Raw genomic sequence first — 26,923 nt, forward strand, 5'->3', positions numbered from 1 at the left:
CTGCCGCACGCGCGCGGCGCGCGGCGGTGGCCCGCCGGGCCGCGCCACAGGCGGCTTTGCGGCATTTCGGCGTGCGCGTAGGCAGAAACCCGCAGTCGCCCCGATTTGTCCATCCAGTGGACAACCTGCATTGAGGGTGCCCGCACCCGTCCCGATAATGGCTCCATCCCGCGCCGGCCCTCCTGGCCAGAAGCGCGGCGGACAGACCAGAAAGGAGACAGAGGTGCATTTCCGCAAGCTATCCAATTCCCTCGGCGCAGAAGTCGTCGGCTTCAGGATTACCGCCGACTGCGCGCCGGACGATCTCGCCGGGATCCGGCAGGCATTCGCGCAGTACCAGGTGCTGCTGTTCCGCGACCAGGACATCTCGTTCGACACGCACATCGCGTTCAGCCGGAAGTTCGGGCCGCTCGAGCAGCACGACGCGATCCCCGAGTACCGCCACCCGGACCATCCCGAGCTGATCGTCGTCACCAACGAAGGCAAGGAGCGCTCCAAGGTGTTCGGCCAGCAGTGGCATTCGGACCACTCGATGACGCTGCGCCCGAGCATGGCCTCGCTGCTGCACGCGCACGTGATTCCCGAGGTGGGCGGCGACACCATGTTCGCCAACATGTACGAGGCCTACGACACGCTCTCGGACGGCATGAAGCGCCTGCTCGCGCCGATGCGCGCGGTGCACACCGTGATCGCCGCGAAGCACCTGCGCGGGCTCGACGAGAAGACGCTGGCCGCCAAGGCCAGGAACAACCCGCCGGTGGTCCACCCGGTGGTGCGCATCCATCCGGTGACGGGGCGCCCCGCGCTCTACGTCAACGAAATGCTGACCAGCCATTTCGAAGGCATGACGGTGGCCGAGAGCCAGCCGCTGCTGCAGTACCTGTTCGCGCACTCCACGCGGTCCGAGTCCGTCTACCGCCACCAGTGGCGCAAGCACGACGTGCTGATGTGGGACAACCGCTGCACCATGCACCTGGCGCTGATGGACTATGACCACCAGCAGCTGCGCCGCCTGTTCCGCACCACGCTCGAAGGCGATTGCGCGGGCGAGTATCTCGACGCCGCCGCCACCGCCACCGCCTGAACGGGAGACCACCATGCTATTCAGGGAAAACAGGATCAGGGCGGCGCTGGCCGCGGGCAGCGCGCCGATCGGCGCGTTCGTGCAGATGGCCTGCCCGGAGATCGTCGAGGTGGCGGGCAACGCCGGCTACGACTACGTGTGGATCGACGGCGAGCACGGCTCGTTCGGGCTCGAGACCACGGTGCAGATGATCCGCGCGGCCGAAGCCACCGGCATGACGCCGATGGTGCGCGTGCCCAGCCACGACCCGGCCGGCATCGCCAAGGCGCTCGACGCCGGCGCGATGGGCGTGATCGTGCCGCAGGTGGCCACGCGCGCGCAGGCCGAGGCCGTGGTGGCGGCCGCGCGCTACCGCAACGCCGAGTGGCCGCAGGGCCGGCGCGGCGCCTGCCCGCTGATCCGCGCCACCGGCCACCAGACGCTGGACTGGAAGGGCTACGCCAAGTGGGCCAACGACAACGTCATGGTGTGGCTGCTGGTGGAGACCGTGGAAGGGCTGGACAACCTCGGCGAGATCCTCCAGGTGCCCGGCATCGACGCCATCGTGCTGGGCGCGTTCGACCTCGCGGTGTCGATGGGCCATGACGGCGACCGCCACCACCCGGCCGTGGCCGCGCGGCTCGACGGCATGATCGGCATGGTGCGCGAGCACGGCGTGGAAGTGGTGGCGCTGCTGTTCGACGCCGACATCGCGGACATGAAGGCGGCCCGGCGCCACTACGCGGACAGCGGCTGCCGCATCCTCATCGCGGGCAGCGACCGGCGCACCATTTCCAATGCTTTCGGCGCCATCCACGACGCCATCCGAGACGCTGCGCAGGACACTGGCGACGTTGCCGCGCGGGATGCCATCCGCGCTGCCGTCCCGGCCTGACGCCGGCGCAAACGGGAGACAACCATCATGCATTCCATTCCCTCCATCGCGGGGCGCGTGCTCATTGCCGCGGCCCTGGCCTGCGGCGTGGCGCGCGCGCAGCCGCAGCAGCCCTATCCGTCCAAGCCGGTGCGCGTGGTGGCGCCGGCGCCGGCCGGCGGCGGCACCGACTTCCTGGCGCGCCTGATCGGCGTGAAGATCGGCGAGAAATCCGGCCAGCCGTTCGTGGTCGACAACGTCACCGGCGCCAACGGCAACATCGGCGCCGCGCAGGTCGCGCGCGCCACGCCGGACGGCTACACCCTGCTGATGTCCTACGTCGGCACGCAGTCGATCAACCCGAGCCTGTACAAGTCGATGCCCTACGACCCGTCGACCGACCTCGAGCCGATCGCCAAGGTGGCGTCGTATCCGTTCGTGATCGCGGTCAACGTCAGCGTGCCGGTGAATTCGCTCAAGGAGCTGATCGAGTACTCGCGCGCCAATCCGACCAAGCTCAGCTTCGGCACGGCCGGCGTCGGCAGCGGCGGGCATCTCGTGGGCGAGATGTTCAACCGGCGCCACGGCACGCATATCGCGCACGTGCCGTACCGTGGCAGCGCGCCGGTCATCACCGACCTGATGGCCGGGCAACTGCAGGTCATCTTCGACACGCTGAACACCGCCGGGCCGTACATCCGCGCCGGCAAGATCAAGGCGCTCGCCGTGACCAGCGAGACCCGCGTGCCGTCCTTTCCGGAGATTCCCACGGTGGCGGAGCAGGGCTTTCCCGACATGGTGATCAGCGGCTGGTACGGGCTGTTCGCGCCGCGCGCCACGCCCGCGCCAATCGTGGCCACGATCCGCAAGCAGGTCGGCGAGGTGCTGGCCAGCGCCGACTACCGCGACAAGGTCGCGGCGGCCGGCTACGTGCCGGCGCCGCCGCAGGCCGGCGGCCAGTTCCGCGAATTCGTCAACGCCGAGACCCGGCGCTGGGCGGTGCTGGTCAAGGACAGCGGCGCCAGCATGGAGTGAGCGCGGCGCGGCGTCAGTGGCCCGCGGCTTTGATCTCGGCCTGCATGATCGCGACCGCTTCGCGCTGGCGCGGGATCGACATCCGGTCCAGCGGCGCGGTCACGCTCATGGCGGCCTGCCCGAGGCCGCCCGAGGCCTTCATCGGCACGCCCACGGCCAGGATGCCCTTGAGCGAGTAGTTGCCGACCACGGCGTAGCCGCGCTCGCGGCAGTTCTCGACCAGGCGGCGCACGGTGGAGACATGGAGGTTGCCGTAGTTCAGGTAGGCCTCGGTGTTGGCCTTGAGCAGCGCCGTCACCTGGCGCGCGCCCATCGTGGAAAGCAGGGCCACGCCGGCCGCGCCGACGCCCAGCGGCTGACGTCCGCCGACCGGCAGCGACAGGATCTGGATCGGGTAGGTGCCGATCTCGCGATGCAGGCAGAGCAGGTCGTTGTCCTTCTGGCGCACCAGGAACACGGCGTTGCCGGTGCGCTGCGCGATGCGGCGCATCACCGGCTCCATCTGGCGCACGAACGCGCCCCAGCGGTCGTCGGGATTGTCGACGGCGGCCGCCAGCGTGAACGACTTGCCGTCCGCCTCGCGCGCCACGAAGCCTTCGGCCTCGAGGATCTCGAGCAGGCGGTACACGGTGGGGCGCGGGATGCCGGTGAGCGCGGCGAGCTCGGCCGCGCGCAGCGCCGCGGCGTCGCGCAGCGCGCCGAGGATGCGCAGGCCGCGGCGCAGGGCGCCGGGTTCCATCGGCTCGGTGGGGGGCATGTCCGGGGACGTATTCGGGGGCGTGTCCATAGGGTGGACATATTAGTGGGCAACGGCGGCGCTGGCAAAGCGCGCCGCCGCCGGTAGCAGCGCCGGCCCCGCCGCGGGGCCACGGCGATTTCCCTTCGTGAATTTCTGAACAAGGAGCAGGCAATGACCAACCCAAGCGCAGGCGCCCGGCTGCGGGCACTGATCCAGCGCGGCAGCATCGCCGTCGCGCCCGGCTGCTACGACGGCCTCACCGCGCGCCTGGTCGAGCAGGCCGGGTTCGAGGCGGCCTACATGTCCGGCCTGTGCGTGGCCGCCACGCTGGGCGAGCCGGACGTCGGCGCGATCAGCGTGGACGCGATGGTCGAGCGGGCCCGGATCATCGCGCAGTCCACCTCGCTGCCGCTGATCGTCGACGCCGACAGCGGCTACGGCGGCGCCTACAACGTGTTCCGCGCCACGCGCGCGTTCGAGGCGGCCGGCGCGGCGGCGCTCCACCTGGAGGACCAGCCGTTCCCGAAGAAATGCGCGGCGATGCCGGGCAAGACGCTGGTCGGCGCCGCCGAGATGGTGGCGCGCATCCGCGTGGCGCTGGAAGCGCGCACCGACCCCGACTTCATGATCATCGCGCGCACCGATGCGTTCGCGGTCGAAGGCCTCGACGCGGCCATCGCGCGCGCGCAGGTCTACGAGCAGGCTGGCGCCGACGCCACCATCATCATGTCGGTGGCCGCCGAGGCCGACATGGCGCGCATCACCGCGAGCCTGAAGAAGCCGACCATCGTCATGATGGTGGAGAACCTGCGCCCGCTGGTGCCGGCCGCGCGGCTGCAGGCGATCGGCTATCCGCTGGTGGTCTATCCGGTGTCGCTGCTGCAGGGGCAGGTGCACGCGCAGGCCCGCATGCTGGCCGCGCTGCGCGAGGACGGCAGCACCGCCGCGAGCGCGGCCGCGGCGGTCACGCTGGGCGACATCGCCGGCCATCTCGACCTGCCGCGCGCCAGCCGCGTGGATGCGGACTACGCGCGGTACGTGGCGCAGGCCCGCGACGGAGTCGCCGCGCAATGAGCCGCCCGTCGCTGACCGTGGCCGAGAAGATCCTGGCGCGCGCCGCCGGCCTCGGCGCCGTGCGCGCCGGCGACGTGGTGTGGGCGGTGCCCGACCTGATCGTCGCCCACGACCTCAACTACCACCGCCACCGCAAGATGCTGGACGGGCTCGGCTACGCGAACCTGGCCGCGCCCGGGAAGGTCTTCGTCACCATCGACCACACCACCAACTCGGCCGCGCCCGGGCACCTGGAAGCGCACGCCTTCATGCGCGGCGATGCGCGCGCGCAGGGCGTGGGCTGGTTCCTCGACACCGGCCGGCACGGCATCAGCCACAACGCGCCGCTGGACTTCGGCATCGTCAGGCCCGGCATGCTGGTGGTGGCCGCCGACACGCGCGCGCCGGCGCTCGGCTGCGCCGGCGCGCTCGGCGTGGCGCTGGGGCTGAGCGTCACGCTGGCGCTGGCCACCGGCAAGGTGTGGCTGCGCGTGCCCGAGACCATCCGCGTGCGCCTGTCGGGGCCGGTGCGCGCCGGCGTGATGAGCCGCGACGTGGGCCAGTGGGTGGCGGCCGCCATCGGCGCGGAGCGCGGCGACTACCGCTGCATCGAGTTCCACGGCAGCTACGTCGACGCGCTCGGCGAGGACGAGCGCCACACGCTGTGCAACGCGATGGTGGACATCGGCGTCAAGGCCGCGGTGTGCCCGGCCACCGACGCGCACGGCGTGCGCTGGGCCAGCGATTCCGGCGCACGCTTCGCCGAGGACATCGTCTTCGACGTCTCCGGGCTGGACCTGCAGGTGTGCCTGCCGCCCGACCCGCAGCACACCGTGCCGCTGGCGCGGGCGGCCGGCGTGCCGATCACCTCGGCCTTCATCGGCTCGTGCATCGGCGGCAAGATGGAAGACCTGCGCGCGGCGGCGGCGGTGCTGGCCGGGCGGCGCGTGCATGCGGGCGTGCGGCTGACCGTGATCGCCGCGACCCAGGCGATCTACCAGCAGGCCATGCGCGAGGGGCTGCTGGCCATTCTCTCGGCGGCCGGTGCGGAGATCTCCGCCGGCATCTGCGGGCCGTGCTACGGCACCTACGCGCCGCTCGGCGACAACGACGTTTCCATCTGCACCGCCACGCGCAACGACCACGGCCGGCTCGGCAGCGAGCGCGCGCCGGTGTACCTCGCCAACGCCGCGGTGGTGGCGGCATCCGCCGTGATGGGCCGCATCGCGGCGCCGGCCGAACTGACCCGGGAGGCAGCATGACCACGACATCCGGCGGCACGCTGGTGCAGCGCGGCCGCGTATGGCGCTTCGGCGACGACGTGCTCAACGACGGCCAGATCATGGACATCGAGATGACCCGCCAGGTGGTGTACGACCCGGCGCGGCTGGCGCCGCTGGCCATGTGCGGGCTCGACAAGGACTTCGCCGGGCTGGCGCGGCATGGCGATTTCGTGGTGGCCGGGCGCAACTTCGGCAAGGGGCCGATGCACATCCAGGGGCCGCTCGCGCTGGGCGCGCTCGGCGTCTCGGTGCTGGCCGAGTCGATGGCGCGCTCGTTCTTCCGGCTGGCCGTGTCGGTGGGCCTGAAAACGCTGCCGTTCGCCGCCGGCATCACGGCCTTCGCCGGGCAGGGCGACGACATCGAGGTCGATTTCATCAGCGGCGAAGTGCTCAACCACACACGCGGCACGCGCGGCGGCTTCGGCGCCATGTCGCCGGCGCTGGTGGAGATCGTGCGCGCCGGCGGCGAGCAGGCCTGGCTGAAGGCGCAGGCGGGCGCCTGAACGCGCGGGCCGGCGGCGTTCCGGGGGGCGGCGTAGCGCCGCCGCCATCCCGGCTGGTTTCCAATTGTTACATCGCGGAACGAAGGGCCCCGGCCCCCGGTCTTCTTCCTTTAGGCGCGAAGCCGCAGGCCCGTTTCGAAGGCACGCCGGCCGCGCGGGAGGAATCTGCCGTGTCCCTGGATATAGAACTGATCCGCCAGTTTTTGCTGTCCCATGCCGAAACCATCCTGACCTGGCTGGTGGCCGGGCTGGCGATGATGTTGCTGGCGCGTTTCGAGCTGCGGCGCGCGGTGCGCCGCTCGGCCATCGCCATGTCCGAGTCGGTGGCCACCACGGTGGCGGCCTGCGTGCCGGAGATCGCGCATGCCGCGCAGAGCGGCGGCGCGGGCGCGGCACCCCAGCCCGAGCCGGTGGAACTGCAGCGCGCCGAGGCGCTGCGCCGGGTCGCGCTCGATACCGTTGGCACCGTGATGGCGCGCGGGCGCTGGCTGGAAGACCTGGGCAACCTGCGCGTGGCCGACGACGCGCTGCTGCCGGGCGGCCGGGCCGGCGGCGCCGATCCGCTGCTGGTGGTGGCGCCGCAGCCGGTGGTGCAGGCCTACCTGGCGGCGCAGCGCAGTTTCGAGGAGCATGCCGCGCAACTGCGCGACGAGCGCCGCGAGGCCATGCGGCTGGCCGACGCGCTGCAGGCGCTGGCCGACGAGGCCGCCCACGTCGAGCAGGAAACCACCAGCATCGTGATGCGCTTCGAGCAGGCCAACGCGCAGGCCGGGCAGGGCGTGGAGCCCGGCGACTACCACCGCTTCCTGATCCAGAAGTACAACGCGCTGGGCGTGCGCGAGAAGGAGATCGGGCAGGAACGCACGCAGCTGCAGGCGCAGGCGCGGCAGGCCGCCGACCGCCTCGCCGCGCATGCCAACGCGGCCTCGCGCGACTACACGCAGGCGCTCACGCCGCTGATGCAGCAGCTGCGCGCGGCGTGGGGCCACGGCGACTCGCCGGGCGTGTTCGAGACCTGGCTGCGCGAGGCGCCGGCCCAACCATCCGCCGAGCCGCCCGCCGAGCCGCCGTCCCAGTCCAGCGTGCACGCCGCCTGAGTACCGGGCGGGACCGCGCCGAAGCCTTCCGTGAACCACGGCGCCACCGTGTTTTCCCGTGGCGGCCGCGTCCATCTGCGGTAAGCTTGGGGTCGTTGCCCGCCCCCATCCCATGCCCTACAAGATTCCTCAATCCGTGCTGGTCGTGATCCATACGCCGGACCTGCAAGTGCTGTTGCTGGAGCGCGCCGACCGGCCCGGTTACTGGCAGTCCGTCACCGGCAGCCTGGATACGCCCGACGAGCCGCTGGCCATGACCGCCGCGCGCGAGGTGGCCGAGGAAACCGGCCTCGTCGCCGCCGAGCACCGGCTCGAAGACTGGCAGCACACCCTCGACTACGAAATCTACCCGCAGTGGCGCCACCGCTACGCCCCCGGCGTGACGCGCAACACCGAGCACTGGTTCGGCCTGCGCGTGGCGCGCCCGGTGCCGGTGACGCTGGCGCCGCGCGAACACCTGCAATGGCAGTGGCTGCCGTGGCGCGAAGCCGCCGCGCGCTGCTTTTCGAGCAGCAACGCGCAAGCCGTGCTGCAACTGGACTGGCGCGTGCAGGGCCTGCGCGCGCCGCGTGGAGCCGATTCATGAGATTGCGTGTGGTCACCTACAACATCCACAAGGGCGTGACCGGCATCGCGCGCAAGCCGCGCATCCAGAACGTGCGCACCGGCCTGCATACGGTCGATGCCGACATCGTGTTCCTGCAGGAAGTGCAGGACCGCAACGACCGCCTGGTGGCCGCCGAGCTGTTCGACGCCGACCACACCCAGCTCAACTACCTCGCCACCGACGCCTATCCGCACTCGGTGTACGGGCGCAACGCGGTGTACGACCACGGCCACCACGGCAACGCGATCCTGTCGCGCCACCCGATCCTGATGTCGGAGAACCTCGACATCTCCGACCACCGCTTCGAGCAGCGCGGCCTGCTGCACGCGGTGGCGGACATGAACGGCACCGAGGCGCACCTGATCTGCGTGCACTTCGGCCTGTTCGCGCGCAGCCGCGCGCGCCAGGCCGAGGCGCTGGTCAAGCGCGTGCGCGACGTGGTGCCGGCCGAGGCGCCGCTGGTCATCGCCGGCGACTTCAACGACTGGAACCACCGGCTGGACAACCTGATCTGCTCCACGCTGGGCGCCACCGAGGTGTCCCACGCCGGCGGCGCGCGCCTGCACACGTTCCCGAGCCACATGCCGTGGTGGCAGCTCGACCGCATCTATGTGCGCGGCTTCGAGATCGAGCGCGCCAGCGCGCTGACCGGGCGCGACTGGGCGCAGCGCTCCGACCACGTGCCGCTGATGGCGGAGCTGGCCCGCATCGCGGTGCCGGAGCGGCCGCTCGCGCGCACCGACGGCGGCGGCGCCTGACGGCGCGCGAGGCCGCCGTTCGTTTTTTCCCGGGAAGCGCGTTGCCCTGTCGTGGTGCCGCAGGCGGTTCAGGCCGCGGCGGCCAGGCTTATTGCGCCTGGCGAGTCCCGCAGGCCGGGCTGGCCTGCGCGAGCACCAGCGCGGCGATGGCGTCCAGGTCGGCCAGGTCCAGCACCGGCAGCGCGGTGGCCGCCGCCACTGTCCGCGGGTCGTCGGTGGCCACGGCCACCACGCCGGGCAGGCCGGCCCACAGCGGCGGGCGGCCCAGCGCGGGGCGGTAGACCTCCAGCTTGGGGAAGCTGCTGCGCTTGTAGCCTTCCACCAGCACCAGGTCGGTGGCGGCGGGCAGCACGGCGAGCGCGTCGGCCAGTTCGGGCGAGGGTTCGGTTTCCGGGTAGTGGCGCATCAGCGTCAGGTGGCGCGCCCCGACCAGCACCACGTTGGCGCAGCCGGCCTCGCGCATGCGCCAGGAATCCTTGCCGGGCGTGTCGGGGTCGAAGCCGTGGTGGGTATGCTTGACGCCGGCCACGCGCAGGCCGGCGGCAACGAAATGCGGGATCAGCCGGTCCAGCAGCGTGGTCTTGCCGCTGCCGGACGAGCCGGAAATGCCGAAAACCTTCACGATATGGGGGCGCGTGGCGGGATAAAGCGCCGAAGATAGCAGAGAACGGCGCGCGCGGCGCGGCGCGTGCGCGGCGCGGAACATGCGCATGACACCGGCGTGCCTGATAATGTGCCCCATGCCGCCGCTTTCGCCCCCGCATCCGCATCCGCACGCCTGCCCGGTGCCGCCGTCCCGCGCCGGCATCGCCGCGCTGCGCGACGACGCCGATGCCGATGCGGGCGCGCCGCCGCAGGCGCCGCGCCGGGCCGGCCCGCTGCGCTCCGAGTGGCGCCGCGGCAAGCCGCTCGGCGGCAACGCCGTGCGGCTGCTGCGCGGCGGCGCCGAGTTCTTCCCGGCGCTGATCGCCGCCATCGACCGCGCGGTGTTCTCGGTCTCGCTGGAAACCTATATCTACGCCGACGACGAGGTCGGCGCGGCCGTGACCGGCGCGCTGGTGCGCGCGGCCGCGCGCGGCGTGACCGTGCGGCTGGTGGTGGACGGCTTCGGCGCCGGCGACATGCCGGCCGCGCTGGCCGCGCGCCTGCGCGACGGCGGCGTGGCGCTCAAGGTGTTCCGCCCGCTGCGCGGCTTTCGCCTGGCGCGGCGCAACCTGCGCCGGCTGCACCGCAAGCTCGCCGTGATCGACCAGCAGGTCGGTTTCGTCGGCGGCATCAACATCATCGACGACCACAACCACGGCCCGTTCGAGAGCGCCGGCCTGGGCCCGCGCTACGACTTCGCCGTGGAGGTGCGCGGCCCGCTGGTCGGCCAGATCGCGCTGAGCGCGGAGCGCCTGTGGTGGCAGCTCACGCTGCGCGGCGAGATGCGCAGCGTCGGCCTGGCCGGGGTGGCGGCCGAATTCCCGCTCATCACCGACCTGCCGCTGCCGCGCCAGGACGCGGCCGGCGGCATGCGCGCCGCGCTGCTGCTGCGCGACAACCTGCGCAACCGCCGCGCCATCGAGCGCCAGTACCTGCAGGCACTGGGCAGCGCGCGGCGCGAGGTCATCATCGCCAATGCCTATTTCCTGCCCGGCTACAAGATGCGCCGCGCGCTGCTGGCCTGCCGCGAGCGCGGCGTGCGGGTGCGCCTGCTGCTGCAGGGCATGGTCGAGTACCGGCTCCAGCACTACGCCACGCATGCGCTCTACGCCACCCTGCTGGCCGCCGGCGTGGAGATCCACGAATATGCCGACAGCTTCCTGCACGCCAAGGTGGCGGTGGTGGACGATGCCTGGGCCACGGTCGGCTCCAGTAATATGGATCCCTTCAGCCTGCTGCTCGCGCGCGAGGCCAACGTCGCGGTCTACGACGCCGGTTTCTGCGCCGGCCTGCGCCAGGAGCTGGAGCGCGCCATCGCCACGCGCAGCAGCGAGGTCAAGGCCGCCACCCACGCGCGCCGCTCCGCGCTGCGCCGCCTGGGTAGCTGGGCCGCGTACATGGTGCTGCGCATCGGCGTGGTGGTGGCGGGGGTGACGGGGCGCTACTGACGCGGCCGGCCAGCCGCCTGCTGCTCTGCGGTGGCGGCGGCGCAGCGAAGCGCGGGCGCGGCGCGGCGTCGCCATGCCCCGGCTTGTTGCGCCGCACCGAACCCGGCCGCTGCGTTTAGAAACGCCGGTCTAATTAAATGCTTGCCGCCGCGGGGCGCCATCACAATAATCTGAACGACCGTTCTTTTTTGCCTTAGACTGCGTGCATTCGCGTCTGCCGGGCAGCGCCTTTCAGGGCCGCCGGGCAGCGTAAATCAGCATTACGTCAGGGTCATTGCGCGGCCGCGAACAGGAATCGCACCGCCAAGAACGGAGAAAAATCATGCGACACCAGTCTGCCCGTCTCGAATCCGCCGCTTCCGCGTCCCCCGCGCCCATGCGCAAGGGGGAAATGACGCGCGTGGCGATTCTGGATGCCGCGCTGGAACTGTCGTCCCGCGACGGGCTCGAGGGTTTGACCATCGGGCTGCTCGCGGAACGCATGCAGATGAGCAAGAGCGGCGTGTTCGCGCATTTCGGTTCGCGCGAGGACCTGCAGGTGGAAGTGGTGCGCGAGTATCACCGGCGTTTCGAGCAGGAGGTGTTCTACCCCTCGCTGCACGAGCCGCGCGGGCTGCCCCGGCTGCAATCCATGGTGCGGCGCTGGATGGAAAAACGCATCCAGGAAGTGACCACGGGCTGCATCTACATCAGCGGGGCGGTGGAATACGACGACCGCGCGGAAAGCCCGGTGCGTGACGAGCTGGTCAAGAGCGTCACCATCTGGCGCGCCGCGCTCACGCGCGCCATCGACCAGGCCAAGGAAGAGGGGCACCTGCGCGCGGACTGCGATCCGCGCCTGATGCTGTTCGAGATGTACAGCCTTGAGCTAGGCTTGCATCATGACGCCCGCTTCCTGCGCCTGCCCGCCAGCGCCGAGCTTGCGATGGTCGCGCTCAACAAGTTGATCCAGTCTTACCGAACCTGACGCCGCGTGGCGTTCCGTGCCGGGATCGTGCACGGGCGGCGTGGCGGCTTTACAGATACCTCCAAGGAGTCTTTGATGGGCCAGTACACCGCACCGTTGCGCGACATGCAGTTCGTGCTCCATGAATTGCTCGGCGTGGAAGCCGAACTCAAGGCGCTGCCGAAGCACGCCGACGTCGACGCGGAAACCATCAACCAGGTGCTCGAGGAGGCCGGCAAGTTCTGCTCCGAGGTGGTGTTCCCGCTCAACCAGAGCGGCGACCGCGAAGGCTGCACCTACGTCGGCGACGGCGTGGTGACGGCGCCCAAGGGCTTCAGGGAAGCCTACCGCCAGTACGTGGAAGCCGGCTGGCCGGCGCTGGGCTGCGACCCCGAATACGGCGGCCAGGGCCTGCCCATCCTGGTCAACAACGCGCTGTTCGAGATGCTGAACTCGGCCAGCCAGGCGTGGACCATGTACCCCGGCCTGTCGCACGGCGCCTACGAGGCGCTGCACGCGCACGGCACGCCCGAACTGCAGCAGACCTACCTGCCCAAGCTGGTGTCCGGCGAGTGGACCGGCACCATGTGCCTGACCGAGCCGCACTGCGGCACCGACCTCGGCATCCTGCGCAGCAAGGCCGAGCCGCAGGCCGACGGCGCATACCGCATCACCGGCACCAAGATCTTCATCTCGGCCGGCGAGCACGACCTCTCCGACAACATCATCCACCTGGTGCTGGCGCGCCTGCCGGACGCGCCGCAGGGCACCAAGGGCATCTCGCTGTTCGTGGTGCCCAAGTTCATCCCGGACGCGGCCGGCAATCCCGGCGAGCGCAACGGCATCAAGTGCGGCTCGATCGAGCACAAGATGGGCATCCACGGCAACGCCACCTGCGTGATGAACCTGGACGGCGCGCGCGGCTGGATGGTGGGCGAGCCCAACAAGGGCCTCAACGCCATGTTCGTGATGATGAACGCGGCGCGCCTGGGCGTGGGCATGCAGGGCCTGGGCCTGACCGAGGTGGCCTACCAGAACTCGCTGGCCTACGCCAAGGACCGCCTGCAGATGCGCGCGCTGACCGGCCCCAAGGCGCCGGACAAGCCGGCCGACCCGATCATCGTGCACCCCGACGTGCGCCGCATGCTGCTGACGCAGAAGGCCTACGCCGAAGGCGGCCGCGCGTTCAGCTACTGGACCGCGCTGCAGATCGACCGCGAGCTGTCGCACCCGGACGAAGCCGTGCGCAAGGAGGCCGGCGACCTGGTGGCGCTGCTCACGCCGGTGATCAAGGCGTTCCTGACCGACAACGCCTTCACCGCCACCAACGAAGGCATGCAGGTGTTCGGCGGCCACGGCTACATCGCCGAGTGGGGCATGGAGCAGTACGTGCGCGACGCCCGCATCAACATGATCTACGAAGGCACCAACACCATCCAGGCGCTGGACCTGCTGGGCCGCAAGATCCTCGGCGACATGGGCGCCAAGCTCAAGGCCTTCGGCAAGATCGTGCAGGCGTTCGTCGAGCAGGAGGGCACCAGTGAAGCCATGCAGGAGTTCGTCAATCCGCTGGCCGACCTGGGCGACAAGGTGCAGAAGCTGACCATGGAAATCGGCATGAAGGCGATGGCCAACCCCGACGAGGTCGGCGCCGCCGCGGTGCCTTACCTGCGCGTGGTGGGCCACCTGGTGTTCTCGTACTTCTGGGCGCGCATGGCCCGCATCGCGCTGGACAAGGAAGCCGGCGGCGACAAGTTCTACACCAGCAAGCTGGCCACGGCCCGCTTCTACTTCGCCCGGCTGCTGCCGGAGACCGCCGCCGAGATCCGCAAGGCGCGCGCCGGCTCGGCCAGCCTGATGGCGCTGGACGCGGATCTGTTCTGATCTTCGCGGTTGCCATTGCGCGTGCGCTTCCGGCGATGCGGCAGGTTGGCTCCCCTCTCCCATGCAATGGGAGAGGGGCCGGGGGAGAGGGCCGGCGGTTCGACAGGCGACGTCGCCTGAACGAGCGCCCGCCCTCTCCCCCAACCCCTCTCCCGCAAGCGGGAGAGGGGAGCCAGCCGCCAGCATGACCGGACGCACGCGGGCAACCCCCTCTCTTCTCAACGCTCACTTCTCCTAGGAGCGCGCATGTCCAATTTCATCGTCAAGAAGGTCGCCGTGCTGGGTGCCGGCGTCATGGGGGCGCAGATCGCGGCGCATCTCGTCAACGCCCGCGTGCCGGTGGTGCTGTTCGACCTGCCTGCGAAGGAAGGCCCGAAGAACGGCATTTCGCTCAAGGCCGTCGAGAACCTCAGGAAGCTGTCGCCGGCACCGCTCGGCATCAAGGAAGACGCCGCGCTGATCCGGGTCGCCAACTACGAGGACGACATCGGCCTGCTCAAGGAATGCGACCTCGTGATCGAGGCGATCGCTGAGCGCATGGACTGGAAGCACGACCTGTACAAGAAGGTCGCGCCGTATCTCGCGCCGCACGCGATCTTCGCCACCAATACCTCGGGCCTGTCGATCACCGCGCTGTCGGACGGCTTCGACGCGGACCTCAAGTCGCGCTTCTGCGGCGTGCACTTCTTCAACCCGCCGCGCTACATGCATCTGGTCGAGCTGATCCCGACCGCCGCCACGCAGCCGGCCATCCTGGACCGCCTGGAAACGTTCCTGACCTCCACGCTCGGCAAGGGCGTGGTGCGCGCCAGGGACACGCCCAACTTCATCGCCAACCGCGTCGGCATCTTCTCGATCCTGGCGGTGTTCGCCGAGGCCGAGAAGTACGGCATCCCGTTCGACGTGGTGGACGACCTGACCGGCGCCAAGCTGGGCCGCGCCAAGTCCGCCACCTTCCGCACCGCCGACGTGGTGGGCCTGGACACGATGGCCCACGTCATCAAGACCATGCAGGACACGCTGCAGGACGACCCGTTCGCGCCGGTCTACAAGACGCCGGCCGTGCTCAAGGGGCTGGTGGACGCGGGCGCGCTGGGGCAGAAGACCGGCGCCGGCTTCTACAAGAAGGAAGGCAAGGCCATCAAGGTGCTGGACCCGAAGACCGGCCAGTACGTCGACGCCGGCAAGAAGGCCGACGAGATCGTGGTGCGCATGCTGAAGAAGGAGCCGGCCGAGCGCATCAAGCTGCTGCGCGAGTCAACCAACCCGCAGGCGCAGTTCCTGTGGGCGGTGTTCCGCGACGTGTTCCACTACATCGCCGTGTATCTCGAGCAGATCGCCGGCTCGGCCGCCGACATCGACCTGGCGATCCGCTGGGGCTTCGGCTGGAACTCCGGCCCGTTCGAGGACTGGCAGGCGGCCGGCTGGCAGCAGGTGGCCGACTGGGTGAAGGAAGACGTGGATGCGGGCAAGGCGCTGGCGAAGGTCGCGCTGCCGGTATGGGTGTTCTCCGGCCCCGTGGCCGAGGCCCAGGGCGTGCATGGCGCGCAGGGCTCGTGGTCGCCCGCGGCCAGCGCCTTCGTCAAGCGAGCCGAGCTGCCTGTCTATCAGCGCCAGGTGTTCCGCGCCGCCCTGAAGGGCACGGCCGCGGCCGATCCGCGCAAGGCCGGCCGCACCGTGGAGGAGAACGACGCGGTGCGCATCTGGGTGAGCGAAGGCCAGGACGACGTGCTGGTGGTCTCGTTCAAGAGCAAGATGAACACCATCGGGCCGGACGTGATCGCCGGCCTCACGCGCGCGGTCGACCTCGCCGAGGCCGGGTACAAGGGCCTGGTGGTGTGGCAGCCGACCTCGCTGCAACTGGGCGCGCCGGGCGGCCCGTTCTCCGCGGGCGCCAACCTGGAAGCCGCGATGCCGGCCTTCATGATGGGCGGCGCCAAGGGCATCGAGCCCTTCGTCAAGACGTTCCAGGACGGCATGATGCGCGTGAAGTACAGCGCCGTGCCGGTGGTGGCGGCGGCGTCCGGCATCGCGCTGGGCGGCGGCTGCGAGCTGATGCTGCATTCGGCGGCGCGCGTGGCCGCGCTGGAGACCTACGTCGGCCTGGTGGAGGTGGGCGTCGGGCTGGTGCCGTCCGGCGGCGGGCTGAAGGAGGCGGTGCTGGCCGCGGCGCGCGCGGCGCAGGCCGCCGGCAGCACCAACTACCTGCAGTTCGTCACCGGCCGCTTCCAGAGCGCGGCCACGGCCAAGGTCTCGGCCTCGGCGCTGGAGGCGCGCGCGATGGGCTACCTGCAGCCGTCGGACGCCATCGTCTTCAACGTGCACGAGCTGCTGCACGTGGCGCAGAACACCGTGCGCGCGCTGGCCGATGCCGGCTACCGCGCGCCGCTGCCGGCGCTGGTGCCGGTGGCGGGCCGCTCGGGCATCGCCACCATCAAGGCGCAGCTGGCCAACATGCGCGACGGCGGCTTCATCTCCGCGCACGACTTCCTGATCGCCAGCCGCATCGCCGAGGTGGTGTGCGGCGGCGACGTGGAGGCCGGCTCGCTGGTCAGCGAGGAATGGCTGCTGGCGCTGGAGCGCCGCGCCTTTGTCGATCTGCTCGGCACGGGCAAGACCCAGGAACGCATCATGGGCATGCTGCAGACCGGCAAGCCGGTGCGCAACTAAGGCAAGCGAGGAACCGACATCATGAAACAACTGCAAGACGCATACATCGTTGCCGCGACCCGCACGCCGATCGGCAAGGCGCCCAAGGGCGCGTTCAGGAACACCCGGCCGGACGACCTGCTGGCCACCATCCTGCGCGCGGCCGTGGCGCAGGTGCCCGGGCTCGATCCCGCGCTGATCGAGGACGCCATCGTCGGCTGCGCGATTCCCGAGGCCCAGCAGGGCCTGAACGTGGCGCGCATCGGCGCGCTGCTGTCGGGCCTGCCGGTCAGCGTGGGCGGCATCACGGTCAACCGCTTCTGCGCCTCGGGCCTGTCGGCGGTGGCGATGGCGGCCGACCGCATCCGCGTGGGCGAGTCCGACGTGATGATCGCCGCCGGCGTGGAGTCGATGAGCATGGTGCCGATGATGGGCAACTCGCCGTCGATGTCGCCGTCGATCTTCGCGCGCGACGAGAACATCGGCATCGCCTACGGCATGGGCCTGACCGCCGAGAAGGTGGCCAGTCAGTGGCAGGTCAGCCGCGAGGACCAGGATGCGTTCTCGCTGGCCTCGCACCAGAAGGCGATCCGCGCGCAGCAGGCCGGCGAGTTCGCCGACGAGATCACGCCGGTGGAGATCGTGGAGAAATTCCCCGACCTCGCCACCGGGCAGGTCGACGTCAAGACGCGCACCATCGCGCTCGACGAAGGCCCGCGCCCGGAGACCTCGCTCGAAGGCCTGGCCCGGCTGCGCCCGGTGTTCGCCAGCAAGGGCAGCGTCACCGCCGGCAACAGCTCGCAGACCTCGGACGGCGCCGGCGCGCTGATCCTGGTCTCGGAGAAGATCCTCAAGCAGTTCAACCTGGTGCCGCTGGCGCGCTTCGTCTCGTTCGCGGTGCGCGGCGTGCCGCCCGAGATCATGGGCATCGGCCCCAAGGAAGCGATCCCGGCCGCGCTCAAGGCGGCGGGCCTGACCCAGGACCGGATCGACTGGATCGAGCTCAACGAAGCCTTCGCCGCGCAGGCGCTGGCGGTGACGCGCGACCTTGGCCTGGATCCGGCCAAGGTCAACCGCATGGGCGGCGCCATCGCGCTGGGCCACCCGCTCGGCGCCACCGGCGCGATCCGCTCGGCCACCGTGGTGCACGCGCTGCGCCGCCACGACCTGAAGTACGGCATGGTGACGATGTGCGTGGGCACCGGCATGGGCGCGGCGGGGATTTTCGAGCGCGTCTGAACGCGCCGCGGGCGACGTAGTCGAGACGGGCCACGGAACACGGACTCGCGCCGTGCCGCCGTGGCCCGTCTTGCCATTCTCCCGGCCCGTCGTACAACAGCGCCGGGCCGGCCAGCAAGGAGCGGACATTCCATGAGCATTCTCACCACCATCGGGCAGGGCATCCTGACCATCGAGTTCGACCGGCTCGACAAGAAGAACGCCATCACCGCGGCGATGTACCAGGCGATGGCCGACGCGCTGCGCGCGGCCGAGACCGACCCGGCCGTGCGCGTGGTGCTGCTGCGCGGCAAGCCCGAGGTCTTCACCGCCGGCAACGACCTCGACGACTTCATGAAGCGCCCGCCCACCGGCGGCGAGGGCGAGCCGCCGGCGCCGGTGTTCCAGTTCCTGCAGCAGATCAGCCAGGCCGGCAAGCCGCTGGTGGCCGCGGTGAGCGGGCCGGCGGTCGGCGTGGGCACCACCATGCTGCTGCATTGCGACCTGGTCTACGCCTCCGAGACGGCGCGGCTGTCGCTGCCGTTCGCGCAGCTCGGGCTGTGCCCGGAAGCGGCTTCGAGCCTGTTGCTGCCGCGCCTGCTGGGCTACCAGCGCGCCGCGGAAAAGCTGCTGCTGGGCGAAGCCTTCGGCGCGCACGAAGCGCAGCAGATCGGGCTGGTCACGCGCGTGCTGCCGGTGGCCGAGCTGCACGAGTTCGCGCTGCAGCAGGCGCGCAAGCTGGCCGCGCTGCCGGCCTCGTCGCTGCGCGCGACCAAGCGCCTGATGAAGGGCGGCGACATGGCCGCGGTGCAGGCGCGGATGCAGGAGGAAGGCGAGACATTCCGGCGCATGCTGCAGGCGCCGGAGGCGAAGGAGGCCTTCACCGCGTTTTTCGAGAAGCGCCGCCCGGATTTCTCGCGCTTCGACTGAGGCGTCAGAACGAGTAGACCGCGCTCAGGACGGCGGCGCGGCCGTCGCCGTATTCGAGCGCCGACGAGCGCGAGGCGCTGCCCAGCGACTGCCGCACCCGCTCCACGTAGGCCTTGTTGAACAGGTTGTCGACGTTCAGCTGGAACCGGAGGCGCTTGTTCGGCGCATAGCCGAGCATGGCGTTGTGCACCAAATAGCTGCCGAGCGTGCCGTCGCCGGCCGAGGTCACGTTGCGCCTGCCGACGTAGCGCGCGCCGTAGCCGAGCGTCCAGCCGGCCGCAAGCTGGTAGGTGGTCCACAGGCTCAGCGAATGCGCCGGCGTGTTGGCCAGCGCCTTGCCTTCGCGCGCGGGCGCGAGAGGCGACCGGCGCGTCGCGCTGTTCAGGTAGGTGTAGCTGGCCAGCAGGTCCCATTGCGGCGTCAGCTTGCCGGCCGCGCCCAGTTCCACGCCGCGCACGCGCTGCTTGCCCGCCAGCGCGTAGCTGCCGTCGGCCAGCCGTTCGCGCGCATTGTTCTTGTCGACCTGGAACAGCGCGCCGTTGACGCTCAGGCGCCGCGCCAGGAATTCCCATTTGGTGCCGACCTCGAAGGTCCTGTTCTTTTCCGGCGCGAGCGAGGCCGTGTTCTTGTCCACGCCCGAGCCGGTGGTGACGAGATGCTCGGCGGACGGATTGAAGGCGGTGCCATAGGCGGCATAGACGCGGCCGTTGTCCGTGGGCTTGAAGACCACCCCGGCGCGCGTGCTGAGCTGGCGGTCGGCGCTGTCCGCGCGCTCGGTGGGTTTGCCCGCCGGCGTGCTTTGCGAACTGCCGTCCATCCAGTCGTAGCGCATGCCCAGGCTCAGGTCCCAGGCCTTGCCCAGGGCGATGGTGTCGAGCGCGTAGAGCGCCTTCACGTCGAGCCAGGTCCGGTTGTAGCCGCTGTCCTGCCGGTTGGCCGGGCCGCTCCAGAAGCCGGGCGGGTTGCGCAGGTCGTAGCCGCCGGCGGGGTAGTGGCCGGAGAGATTGTAGGAATAGGTGCCGCGCTCGTAGGTCTCGCGCGAGATCTCGAAGCCGCCGACCAGCGTGTGCGCCAGCCCGAAGGTATCGAACCGGCCGGTCAGGTTGGTCTGGTTGATCCACATGGCGGTGGTCGAATCGCGGCCGTAGCCCTGCGGGCCGGCCGGCTTGTAGCGCCCGGGCGGCAGCCCGGTCTGGTCGACGTGCGAGGCCGAGATGACGGTGTCGCGGTGCAGGCGCGAGTAGCGCGTCAGGTTCTGCAGCTTGAGCCTGTCGCTGAACTCGTGTTCGAGCCGGGCGGTGATCGCGTCGGTGGTGATGTCTTCCTTGTCGAGGTTGCGCCAGCCGAAGTAGCCGTGGCGGCCCGCGCCGGCCAGCGGGTGGCCGTTGAGCGCCGGCACGCCGTAGTCGGGCAGGTTGTCGTCGCGCTGGTGGAAGTAGCTCAGGGTCAGCTGCGTGGGCGATCGCAGGCCGAACACGACCGACGGCGCGACGCCCCAGCGGCGCCGGTCGACCGGGCCGCGGCCCGGCACGTCGTTCTCGTGCGCCATCAGGTTCAGGCGCACCGCGGTCGATGCCGCGCCCCACGGCAGCACCTGGTTGGTGTCCAGCGTCAGGCGGCGGAAATTGTCGGTGCCGAGGCCCGCGCCGGCGTGCGTGAAGCTGTCCGCCCCGGGCTGCTTGCTGATCATGTTGATGCTGCCGCCGGTGGTGCCGGCGCCGCCGAACACCGAGTTCGGCCCCTTGATGACCTCGACCGCCTCCAGGTTGAACAGGTCGCTGCGGTTGTTCTGGCCGCTGTCGCGCAGGCCGTCGACCTGCATGTTGGCGTTGGCGCTGAAGCCGCGGATGTTGATGCTGTCGCCCGAGCCGCCGCCGCCCTCGCCGGCGTTGAAGGTGATGCCGGAAACGTTGGACAGCACCTGCCGCAGGCTCAGCGCGTTCTGCTCCTCCATCACCTGCCGCGGCACCACCGAGATGGTCTGGGGCGTGTCCAGCAGCGGCATCGCGTACTTGGCCGAGCCCGAGGCGTCCACCTTGGCGCCCGGCAGGAGCGCTTCGCGCAGCGTGACCGTTTCCAGCTCGACGTGCCGGCCTCGCCGTTCGCGGTCCTCGGCCAGGACCGGCGCGGCGCAGGCCGCCATCGCCAGCACGGTGCAAGCCAGGGGGCGGCGCGGCGGCAGCGCGACGGATTTTATGTAGCTGCTCATTCTTTGCTCCAGAAACACGGTTGATAATCATTCGCATTTAAGGATCGAAAGACAGGCCGGGGACTCGGAAGCAGCCCAATTCACGGAGGGAAATTTCCGATTTTCAATCGGAGAGCGTGCACCTGCCGGGTGGCCGGCCGCGCGCCGGCGGCCCGGGCGGGCCGGGCGGGCCGGGCGGCGGCATGGCGGCGGCGCTGTCGATGGTGCTGGCGGCGTGCCCGCGAGGATTCAGGCGGCCGCCTGGGCGGCAGTCCGGCCGGGGAGGGCGGTCAGATCGCCGGCAGCACGCGCGGCTGCCGGCTGTCGTCGGTCGCCACGTAGGTCAGCGTGGCTTCCGTGACCTTGACGATCTCGTTGCTGTGGCGCATGCGTTGCGCGTAGACCTCCACCGACACCGTGATCGAGGTGCGGCCGGTCTTCTCGATGTCGGCGTAGAAGCTCACCAGGTCGCCGACGAAGACGGGATGCTTGAACAGGAACGAGTTGACCGCCACCGTGGCCACGCGGCCCTGGGCGCGCTCGACCGCGGGGATCGAGCCGGCCAGGTCGACCTGCGCCATGATCCAGCCGCCGAACACGTCGCCGTGCACGTTGGCGTCGGCCGGCATGGGGACGACGCGCAGCGCGGGATATTTGCCGGGCGGCAGGCAGGGGTGGTCGATGGCTTGGGTCATGATGGCTGGGGCAGAAGAGACAGGGTTGGGGCGGCGCCGTGCCGCGGGGCCGGGCGATGCGTGCCGGAGTGCGTTGGCCGCCGTGCGGCGCCGGCATCGCGGCGTGGCCGCGGTCGGGCGGATGCGATGGTGGCGCCGGCCAGCCGGGCCGATCTCTGCCACAATCGCATATTCGCCCGAATTCTAACGTATGCGACGCTATTCCCCGCCGGCCGAGCCGTCCCCCGCCCGGCCCGCTTCCTCCCTGTTCTCCAAGTCCGGCGTGCCACGCAGCGACTGGCAGACCGTGCGCAATCTGCTGCCCTACGTATGGCACTACAAATGGCGCGTGATGCTGGCGCTGGTCTGCCTGGTGGCGGCCAAGGTGGCCAACCTCGGCGTGCCGGTGCTGATGAAGAAGCTGGTGGACAACATGAACGTGCCCGCCGGCAGCGCCGCCGCGCTGCTGGTGGTGCCGGTCGGGCTGATCGTGGCCTACGGCGTGCTGCGGCTGTCCGGCACGCTGTTCACGGAGCTGCGCGAGATCCTGTTCGCCAAGGTCACGCAGAGCGCGGTGCGCGAGATCGCGCTGCAGGTGTTCCGCCACCTGCACGCGCTGTCGCTGCGCTTTCACCTGGAGCGGCAGACCGGCGGCATGAGCCGCGACATCGAGCGCGGCACGCGCGGCATCCAGTCGCTGATCTCGTATTCGCTCTACAGCATCCTGCCGACCCTGGTCGAGATGGGGCTGGTGATGGGCTTCTTCATCCTGCACTACGACATCTGGTTCGCCGCCATCACCGGCTGCGCGCTGGTGAGCTACATCGTCTTCACCATCGTGGTGACGGAGTGGCGCACGCACTTCCGCCGCAGGATGAACGAGCTGGATTCGCGCGCCAACCAGAAGGCGATCGACTCGCTGCTCAACTTCGAGACCGTCAAGTACTTCGGCAACGAGGAATACGAGGCGCGCCGCTACGACGAGAACCTGCTGACCTACCGCTCGGCGGCGATCCGCTCGCAGAACTCGCTGTCCTTCCTCAACTTCGGCCAGCAGGCCATCATCGCCACCGGGCTGATCCTGATCCTGTGGCGCGCCACCGTGGGCGTGGCCGCGGGCAAGCTCACGCTGGGCGACCTGGTGCTGGTCAACACGCTGATGATCCAGCTCTACATCCCGCTGAACTTCCTCGGCGTGATCTACCGCGAGATCAAGCAGGCCACCACCGACATGGACCGCATGTTCGTGCTGCTGGGCACCAACCGCGAGGTGGCCGACGCGCCGGGCGCGCCGGCGCTGCGCGTGCAGGGCGCGGCGGTGCGCTTCGCCCACGTGGGCTTCGGCTACGAGAGCAACCGCGCCATCCTCGACGACGTCGACTTCACCATCGCGGCGGGCACCACCACCGCGGTGGTGGGGCACAGCGGCTCGGGCAAGTCCACGCTGGCGCGGCTGCTGTTCCGCTTCTACGACGTGGGCAGCGGCGCCATCGAGATCGACGGGCAGGACATCCGCGCGGTCACGCAGGACAGCCTGCGCCGCGCCATCGGCATCGTGCCGCAGGACACCGTGCTGTTCAACGACAGCATCTACTACAACATCGCCTACGGCCGGCCCGAGGCCAGCCACGAGGAAGTCATCGCGGCCGCGCGCGCGGCGCAGATCGATACCTTCATCCGCGAGCTGCCGCAGGGCTACGACACGCCCGTGGGCGAGCGCGGCCTCAAGCTCTCGGGCGGCGAGAAGCAGCGCGTGGCGATCGCGCGCACGCTGCTCAAGAACCCGCCCATCCTGGTGTTCGACGAAGCCACCTCGGCGCTCGACTCGCGCACCGAACAGGCCATCCAGGCCGAGCTGATCCGCCTGGCGCAGAACCGCACCACGCTGCTGATCGCGCACCGGCTCTCGACCGTGGTGCACGCCGACCAGATCCTGGTGATGGACCACGGCCGCGTGGTCGAGCGCGGCACCCATGCCGAGCTGATGCGCATGGATGGCCGCTACGCCGAGATGTGGCGCATCCAGGCGCGCAGCGCCGCGCAGAACGCCACGCCGGTGGAAGACGCGACGCTGGCCGTCGAGGCCGGCGACGCCACGCAGGACGCCTGAACATCTGATTGCCTGAAGCGGCGGCGGGGCGGACACGCCCGGCGCGCGCAATTCGCGCGCGCGGATTGCCGACAATCCGGCGCGGCAAACGGCGCCGGCGCATCGGCTTGCGCAAGTCCGGTTCGACAAACCGATGCGGGCCCGCCCAGGCCTGGTGCGCCTTCGCATGGCATGCCGCTTGCAGACGGACTCTCCACGAAAACGATCAACAGGAGAGAGAGTCCATGCCGCAATCCCGTGCCGCCAACCCGATCGAAGTCATTGCCGCCGCCACCGCCGCGCCGGCCGCGTCCGCCGCGCCAACGCTGGGCCGCCGCATGCTGCGGCTCGGCATGGCGCTCGGCACCGCGCTGGTGCTGTCGACGCAATTCGCCGGCCACGCGCATGCCCAGACCAAGGTCCGCTTCCAGCTCGACTGGCGTTTCGAGGGGCCGTCCGCGCTGTTCCTGCTGGGCGAGCAGAAGGGCTACTTCAAGGCCGAGAAGCTCGACGTGTCGATCGACGCCGGCAACGGCTCGGGCAACGTGGTCAACCGCGTGGCCTCCGGCACCTACGACATGGGCTTCGCCGACCTGGCCTCGGTGATGGAGTTCTACGGCAACAACCCGGACGCGCGCAACAAGCCGGTGGCCGTGATGATGGTCTACAACAACACGCCGGCGGCCGTGCTGGCGCTGAAGAAGTCCGGCATCAAGGCGCCGCGCGACCTGGCCGGCAAGAAGCTCGGCGCGCCGGTGTTCGACGCCGGGCGCCGCGCCTTCCCGATCTTCGCCAGGGCCAACGGGCTGCAGGCGGCGAGCTTCAACTGGCAGGCGATGGATCCGGCCCTGCGCGAGACCATGCTCGCGCGCGGCGACCTCGACGCCATCACCGGCTTCTCGTTCACCTCCATCCTCAACCTCAATGCGCGCGGCGTGAAGGACGAGGACATCGTGGTGCTGCCGTATCCGCAGTACGGCGTGAAGCTGTACGGCAACGCGGTGATCGCCTCGGAGGAATTCATCAAGAAGAACCCGGAAGCCGTGAAGGCCTTCCTGCGCGCGTTCGCCAGGTCCGCGCGCGACGTGATCGCCCGGCCCGAGGACGGCGTCAAGGCGGTCAAGGCGCGCGACGGCATCATCGACGAGAAGCTCGAGGTCCGGCGCCTGAAGCTGGCGCTGGACAGCGTGGTCAAGTCGCCCGACGCGCGCGCCGAGGGCTTCGGCCGCGTCAGCAAGCCGCGCCTGTCGCTGATGGCGTCGCAGGTGGCCGACGCGTTCGGCACCAAGGGCCGCATCGATCCCGACGCGCTGTGGACCGATGCCTACCTGCCCTCGGCCGCCGAACTGGACGTGCTGCGATGACGGCCGGACACGCATCGCCGCGCGCGCTGGCGCCGGCCGAACCCGCGGAACCGGCGGAACCGGCGGACAAGCCCTTCGTCGAGTTCAACCGCGTGTGGCTGGCCTATAACGACGAGCTGGCCCGCAAGGGCGAGTTCGCCGTCGAGGACATCTCGCTGCAGGTCGAGCCCGGCGAGTTCATCGCCATCGTCGGGCCTTCGGGCTGCGGCAAGTCCACCTTCATGAAGCTGGCCACCGGCCTGCGGCCGGCCACGCGCGGCGTGGTCAGGATCGCCGGCCGGAAGGTGAGCGGGCCGCTCAACATGGTCGGCATGGCGTTCCAGGCGCCGACGCTGCTGCCGTGGCGCACCACGCTGCAGAACGTGATGCTGCCGCTGGAGATCGTCGAGCCCTACCGCGCCACGCTGCGCGAAAAGCGCGAGGAATACACGGCGCGCGCGCGCGACCTGCTGCGCACGGTGGGGTTGGCCGGCTACGAGGACAAGTATCCGTGGCAGCTTTCCGGCGGCATGCAGCAGCGCGCCTCGATCTGCCGCGCGCTGATCCACGAGCCGCGCATGCTGCTGCTCGACGAGCCGTTCGGCGCGCTCGACGCCTTCACGCGCGAGGAGCTGTGGTGCGTGCTGCGCGACCTGTGGCAGGCGCGGCGCTTCAACGTGATCCTGGTCACGCACGACCTGCGCGAGGCGGTGTTCCTGGCCGACACCGTGTACGTGATGAGCCAGCGCCCCGGGCGCATCCTCACGCGCAAGGAGATCGGCCTGCCGCGCCCGCGCGACCTCGACCTGACCTATACCGAACCCTTCGCCGATCTGGTCCACGCGTTGCGCGAGAAGATCGGCCACGTGAGGCAGCACTGACCATGAGCACCTTCTCTTCCCCGATGAGCGCCGCGCGGCAGCGCTGCGTGCAGCGCGTGGCGCCGTGGCTGCTGCTGGCCGCGGTCCTGGCGCTGTGGCAGGGCGCGTGCCTGGCGTTCGACCTGTCGGACTTCATCCTGCCCAGCCCGCGCGCGATCGTCGCCGCGCTGTTCGAATACTGGGACGTGATCGCCGGGCATGCCTGGCGCACCTTCTGGACCACGATGGTCGGCTTCGCCCTGGCCATCGTGGTGGGCGTGGCGCTGGGGCTGGTGATGGGCTCGTCGAAGCTGGCCTACGCCGCGGGCTATCCGCTGATGACGGCGTTCAACGCGCTGCCCAAGGCCGCCTTCGTGCCGATCCTGGTGGTGTGGTTCGGCCTCGGCGCCGGCCCGGCCATCCTGACCGCGTTCCTGATCTCGTTCTTCCCGATCATGGTCAACATCGCCACCGGCCTGGCCACGCTCGAGCCCGAGCTGGAGGACGTGCTGCGCGTGCTTGGCGCAAAGCGCACCGACGTGCTGCTCAAGATCGGCCTGCCGCGCTCGATGCCGTTCTTCTTCGCCTCGCTCAAGGTGGCCATCACGCTGGCCTTCGTCGGCACCACCGTGTCGGAGATGAACGCCGCCAACGAAGGCATCGGCTACCTGCTGGTGTCGGCCGGCTCGGCCATGAAGATGCCGCTGGCCTTCGCCGGGCTGGTGGTGATCGCCGTGATGGCGATGGTGATGTACGAGTTCTTCGCGGTGGTGGAGCGGCGGATGACGGGGTGGGCCAATCGCGGGTGAGTGATGGGGCGACGCAGTGCCCGACGTGGCCGAGGCAGCAGAGGTCGTTGAGGTAGCTGAGGCCGGGGTCGGACTCGAATTGTAAGTATAAGTATCTGAATTTATTGGAATAAAAAATATTTTCATTCCAGGAGTACTATCAAAAGTACCAACGTTTCCCAAGCCTTACCTCGCGTCTGCCGATGTTGTCTATCGCTGCCTCAAGACTTCCACCGGACCGCTGGGGGT

23 protein-coding genes are annotated in these 26,923 nt (G+C 70.1%); 19 read left to right on the forward strand and 4 right to left on the reverse strand.

Translation table 11 applies throughout. The annotated features are described in order from the left end of the window. Positions 1-223 precede the first annotated feature (223 nt). The 3 genes from AC3WXD_RS22855 to AC3WXD_RS22865 are packed head-to-tail and all read left to right on the forward strand — an operon-like array spanning position 224 to position 2,972. On the forward strand, positions 224-1,084 hold the full coding sequence (locus AC3WXD_RS22855; RefSeq protein ID WP_492324757.1) for a TauD/TfdA dioxygenase family protein: 861 nt from the start codon (positions 224-226) through the stop codon (positions 1,082-1,084). A 13-nt stretch (positions 1,085-1,097) separates the two neighbouring features. Then, entirely contained in the window at positions 1,098-1,958 is an 861-nt protein-coding gene (locus AC3WXD_RS22860; RefSeq protein ID WP_020203151.1) for an HpcH/HpaI aldolase family protein, read from the forward strand. 27 nt (positions 1,959-1,985) lie between these two features. Further along, entirely contained in the window at positions 1,986-2,972 is a 987-nt protein-coding gene (locus AC3WXD_RS22865; RefSeq protein ID WP_059410467.1) for a Bug family tripartite tricarboxylate transporter substrate binding protein, read from the forward strand. A 13-nt stretch (positions 2,973-2,985) separates the two neighbouring features. Here AC3WXD_RS22865 and AC3WXD_RS22870 read toward each other — a convergent pair whose 3' ends face one another. Then, a complete protein-coding gene (locus AC3WXD_RS22870) occupies positions 2,986-3,729 on the reverse strand; it encodes an IclR family transcriptional regulator (RefSeq protein WP_063922930.1) in 744 nt (247 codons plus the stop codon). Between the two features lie 153 nt (positions 3,730-3,882). Here AC3WXD_RS22870 and AC3WXD_RS22875 point away from each other — a divergent pair, with 153 nt between their 5' ends. The 6 genes from AC3WXD_RS22875 to AC3WXD_RS22900 all read left to right on the forward strand — a co-directional run bounded on the left by AC3WXD_RS22875 (position 3,883) and on the right by AC3WXD_RS22900 (position 9,012). After that, on the forward strand, positions 3,883-4,785 hold the full coding sequence (locus AC3WXD_RS22875) for an isocitrate lyase/PEP mutase family protein (protein WP_059410469.1): 903 nt from the start codon (positions 3,883-3,885) through the stop codon (positions 4,783-4,785). Beyond that, a complete protein-coding gene (locus AC3WXD_RS22880; RefSeq protein ID WP_492324758.1) occupies positions 4,782-6,026 on the forward strand; it encodes an aconitase family protein in 1,245 nt (414 codons plus the stop codon). Before AC3WXD_RS22875 ends, AC3WXD_RS22880 begins: the two co-directional genes overlap by 4 nt. Further along, positions 6,023-6,550 carry a 3-isopropylmalate dehydratase small subunit gene (locus AC3WXD_RS22885; protein ID WP_020203156.1) on the forward strand — a complete coding sequence of 176 codons (528 nt, stop codon included), beginning with the start codon at positions 6,023-6,025 and terminating at the stop codon, positions 6,548-6,550. Before AC3WXD_RS22880 ends, AC3WXD_RS22885 begins: the two co-directional genes overlap by 4 nt. 170 nt (positions 6,551-6,720) lie before the next feature. Beyond that, positions 6,721-7,647 carry a hypothetical protein gene (locus tag AC3WXD_RS22890; RefSeq protein WP_492324759.1) on the forward strand — a complete coding sequence of 309 codons (927 nt, stop codon included), beginning with the start codon at positions 6,721-6,723 and terminating at the stop codon, positions 7,645-7,647. Between the two features lie 112 nt (positions 7,648-7,759). Then, the gene (gene nudB / locus AC3WXD_RS22895; protein WP_492324760.1) at positions 7,760-8,233 is read left to right on the forward strand and encodes a dihydroneopterin triphosphate diphosphatase; all 474 of its coding nucleotides are present in this window, start codon (positions 7,760-7,762) and stop codon (positions 8,231-8,233) included. Continuing rightward, positions 8,230-9,012 carry an endonuclease/exonuclease/phosphatase family protein gene (locus AC3WXD_RS22900; RefSeq protein ID WP_043366615.1) on the forward strand — a complete coding sequence of 261 codons (783 nt, stop codon included), beginning with the start codon at positions 8,230-8,232 and terminating at the stop codon, positions 9,010-9,012. Before nudB ends, AC3WXD_RS22900 begins: the two co-directional genes overlap by 4 nt. Positions 9,013-9,100: 88 nt before the next feature. Here AC3WXD_RS22900 and mobB read toward each other — a convergent pair whose 3' ends face one another. Continuing rightward, complete coding sequence (gene mobB / locus AC3WXD_RS22905) at positions 9,101-9,634, reverse strand: molybdopterin-guanine dinucleotide biosynthesis protein B (RefSeq protein WP_492324761.1); 534 nt, start codon at positions 9,632-9,634, stop codon at positions 9,101-9,103. A 118-nt stretch (positions 9,635-9,752) separates the two neighbouring features. Here mobB and clsB point away from each other — a divergent pair, with 118 nt between their 5' ends. From clsB to AC3WXD_RS22935, 6 genes are all read left to right on the forward strand, one after another. Beyond that, positions 9,753-11,105: a cardiolipin synthase ClsB gene (gene clsB / locus AC3WXD_RS22910; protein ID WP_492324762.1), complete on the forward strand. Its 1,353-nt coding sequence runs from the start codon at positions 9,753-9,755 to the stop codon at positions 11,103-11,105. A 376-nt stretch (positions 11,106-11,481) separates the two neighbouring features. Continuing rightward, a complete protein-coding gene (locus AC3WXD_RS22915) occupies positions 11,482-12,072 on the forward strand; it encodes a TetR/AcrR family transcriptional regulator (protein WP_029043643.1) in 591 nt (196 codons plus the stop codon). Between the two features lie 75 nt (positions 12,073-12,147). After that, the gene (locus AC3WXD_RS22920; RefSeq protein ID WP_492324763.1) at positions 12,148-13,935 is read left to right on the forward strand and encodes an acyl-CoA dehydrogenase C-terminal domain-containing protein; all 1,788 of its coding nucleotides are present in this window, start codon (positions 12,148-12,150) and stop codon (positions 13,933-13,935) included. Between the two features lie 246 nt (positions 13,936-14,181). Then, on the forward strand, positions 14,182-16,605 hold the full coding sequence (locus tag AC3WXD_RS22925; protein WP_492324764.1) for a 3-hydroxyacyl-CoA dehydrogenase/enoyl-CoA hydratase family protein: 2,424 nt from the start codon (positions 14,182-14,184) through the stop codon (positions 16,603-16,605). Positions 16,606-16,623: 18 nt separating this feature from the next. Then, positions 16,624-17,823 (forward strand): acetyl-CoA C-acyltransferase, encoded by a 1,200-nt coding sequence (locus AC3WXD_RS22930; protein WP_492324808.1) that lies wholly within the window; start codon positions 16,624-16,626, stop codon positions 17,821-17,823. 132 nt (positions 17,824-17,955) lie between these two features. Next, positions 17,956-18,732: an enoyl-CoA hydratase gene (locus tag AC3WXD_RS22935; RefSeq protein WP_020203166.1), complete on the forward strand. Its 777-nt coding sequence runs from the start codon at positions 17,956-17,958 to the stop codon at positions 18,730-18,732. Between the two features lie 4 nt (positions 18,733-18,736). Here the strand turns inward: AC3WXD_RS22935 and AC3WXD_RS22940 are convergent, their stop codons facing one another. Together AC3WXD_RS22940 and AC3WXD_RS22945 are read right to left on the reverse strand one after the other, a co-directional pair. Beyond that, positions 18,737-20,941 carry a TonB-dependent receptor gene (locus AC3WXD_RS22940; protein WP_492324765.1) on the reverse strand — a complete coding sequence of 735 codons (2,205 nt, stop codon included), beginning with the start codon at positions 20,939-20,941 and terminating at the stop codon, positions 18,737-18,739. A 269-nt stretch (positions 20,942-21,210) separates the two neighbouring features. Further along, positions 21,211-21,615 (reverse strand): acyl-CoA thioesterase, encoded by a 405-nt coding sequence (locus AC3WXD_RS22945; protein WP_020203168.1) that lies wholly within the window; start codon positions 21,613-21,615, stop codon positions 21,211-21,213. 190 nt (positions 21,616-21,805) lie between these two features. Here AC3WXD_RS22945 and AC3WXD_RS22950 point away from each other — a divergent pair, with 190 nt between their 5' ends. The 4 genes from AC3WXD_RS22950 (at position 21,806) to AC3WXD_RS22965 (ending at position 26,695) form a co-directional block, all read left to right on the forward strand. Continuing rightward, positions 21,806-23,704 carry an ABCB family ABC transporter ATP-binding protein/permease gene (locus AC3WXD_RS22950; RefSeq protein ID WP_492324766.1) on the forward strand — a complete coding sequence of 633 codons (1,899 nt, stop codon included), beginning with the start codon at positions 21,806-21,808 and terminating at the stop codon, positions 23,702-23,704. A 317-nt stretch (positions 23,705-24,021) separates the two neighbouring features. Continuing rightward, the gene (locus AC3WXD_RS22955; protein ID WP_043366622.1) at positions 24,022-25,047 is read left to right on the forward strand and encodes an ABC transporter substrate-binding protein; all 1,026 of its coding nucleotides are present in this window, start codon (positions 24,022-24,024) and stop codon (positions 25,045-25,047) included. After that, complete coding sequence (locus AC3WXD_RS22960) at positions 25,044-25,907, forward strand: ABC transporter ATP-binding protein (RefSeq protein WP_059410476.1); 864 nt, start codon at positions 25,044-25,046, stop codon at positions 25,905-25,907. Before AC3WXD_RS22955 ends, AC3WXD_RS22960 begins: the two co-directional genes overlap by 4 nt. Positions 25,908-25,909: 2 nt before the next feature. Continuing rightward, positions 25,910-26,695 (forward strand): ABC transporter permease, encoded by a 786-nt coding sequence (locus tag AC3WXD_RS22965; protein ID WP_492324767.1) that lies wholly within the window; start codon positions 25,910-25,912, stop codon positions 26,693-26,695. The last annotated feature ends 228 nt before the right edge of the window (positions 26,696-26,923 follow it).

This window comes from Cupriavidus sp. FW216-B1, from assembly GCF_058789195.1.

Excerpts from the sequence above, each read along its gene's own strand:
- AC3WXD_RS22950 (WP_492324766.1), top strand. The coding sequence starts at position 21,806 with ATGCGACGCTATTCCCCGCCGGCCGAGCCGTCCCCCGCCCGGCCCGCT.
- nudB (WP_492324760.1), top strand. The coding sequence starts at position 7,760 with ATGCCCTACAAGATTCCTCAATCCGTGCTGGTCGTGATCCATACGCCG.
- AC3WXD_RS22880 (WP_492324758.1), top strand. The coding sequence starts at position 4,782 with ATGAGCCGCCCGTCGCTGACCGTGGCCGAGAAGATCCTGGCGCGCGCC.
- AC3WXD_RS22920 (WP_492324763.1), top strand. The coding sequence starts at position 12,148 with ATGGGCCAGTACACCGCACCGTTGCGCGACATGCAGTTCGTGCTCCAT.
- AC3WXD_RS22900 (WP_043366615.1), top strand. The coding sequence starts at position 8,230 with ATGAGATTGCGTGTGGTCACCTACAACATCCACAAGGGCGTGACCGGC.
- AC3WXD_RS22860 (WP_020203151.1), top strand. The coding sequence starts at position 1,098 with ATGCTATTCAGGGAAAACAGGATCAGGGCGGCGCTGGCCGCGGGCAGC.
- AC3WXD_RS22940 (WP_492324765.1), bottom strand. The coding sequence starts at position 20,941 with ATGAGCAGCTACATAAAATCCGTCGCGCTGCCGCCGCGCCGCCCCCTG.
- AC3WXD_RS22925 (WP_492324764.1), top strand. The coding sequence starts at position 14,182 with ATGTCCAATTTCATCGTCAAGAAGGTCGCCGTGCTGGGTGCCGGCGTC.
- AC3WXD_RS22870 (WP_063922930.1), bottom strand. The coding sequence starts at position 3,729 with ATGCCCCCCACCGAGCCGATGGAACCCGGCGCCCTGCGCCGCGGCCTG.
- AC3WXD_RS22945 (WP_020203168.1), bottom strand. The coding sequence starts at position 21,615 with ATGACCCAAGCCATCGACCACCCCTGCCTGCCGCCCGGCAAATATCCC.
- AC3WXD_RS22965 (WP_492324767.1), top strand. The coding sequence starts at position 25,910 with ATGAGCACCTTCTCTTCCCCGATGAGCGCCGCGCGGCAGCGCTGCGTG.
- AC3WXD_RS22960 (WP_059410476.1), top strand. The coding sequence starts at position 25,044 with ATGACGGCCGGACACGCATCGCCGCGCGCGCTGGCGCCGGCCGAACCC.
- clsB (WP_492324762.1), top strand. The coding sequence starts at position 9,753 with ATGCCGCCGCTTTCGCCCCCGCATCCGCATCCGCACGCCTGCCCGGTG.
- AC3WXD_RS22885 (WP_020203156.1), top strand. The coding sequence starts at position 6,023 with ATGACCACGACATCCGGCGGCACGCTGGTGCAGCGCGGCCGCGTATGG.
- AC3WXD_RS22865 (WP_059410467.1), top strand. The coding sequence starts at position 1,986 with ATGCATTCCATTCCCTCCATCGCGGGGCGCGTGCTCATTGCCGCGGCC.
- AC3WXD_RS22875 (WP_059410469.1), top strand. The coding sequence starts at position 3,883 with ATGACCAACCCAAGCGCAGGCGCCCGGCTGCGGGCACTGATCCAGCGC.
- AC3WXD_RS22955 (WP_043366622.1), top strand. The coding sequence starts at position 24,022 with ATGCTGCGGCTCGGCATGGCGCTCGGCACCGCGCTGGTGCTGTCGACG.
- AC3WXD_RS22915 (WP_029043643.1), top strand. The coding sequence starts at position 11,482 with ATGCGCAAGGGGGAAATGACGCGCGTGGCGATTCTGGATGCCGCGCTG.
- AC3WXD_RS22935 (WP_020203166.1), top strand. The coding sequence starts at position 17,956 with ATGAGCATTCTCACCACCATCGGGCAGGGCATCCTGACCATCGAGTTC.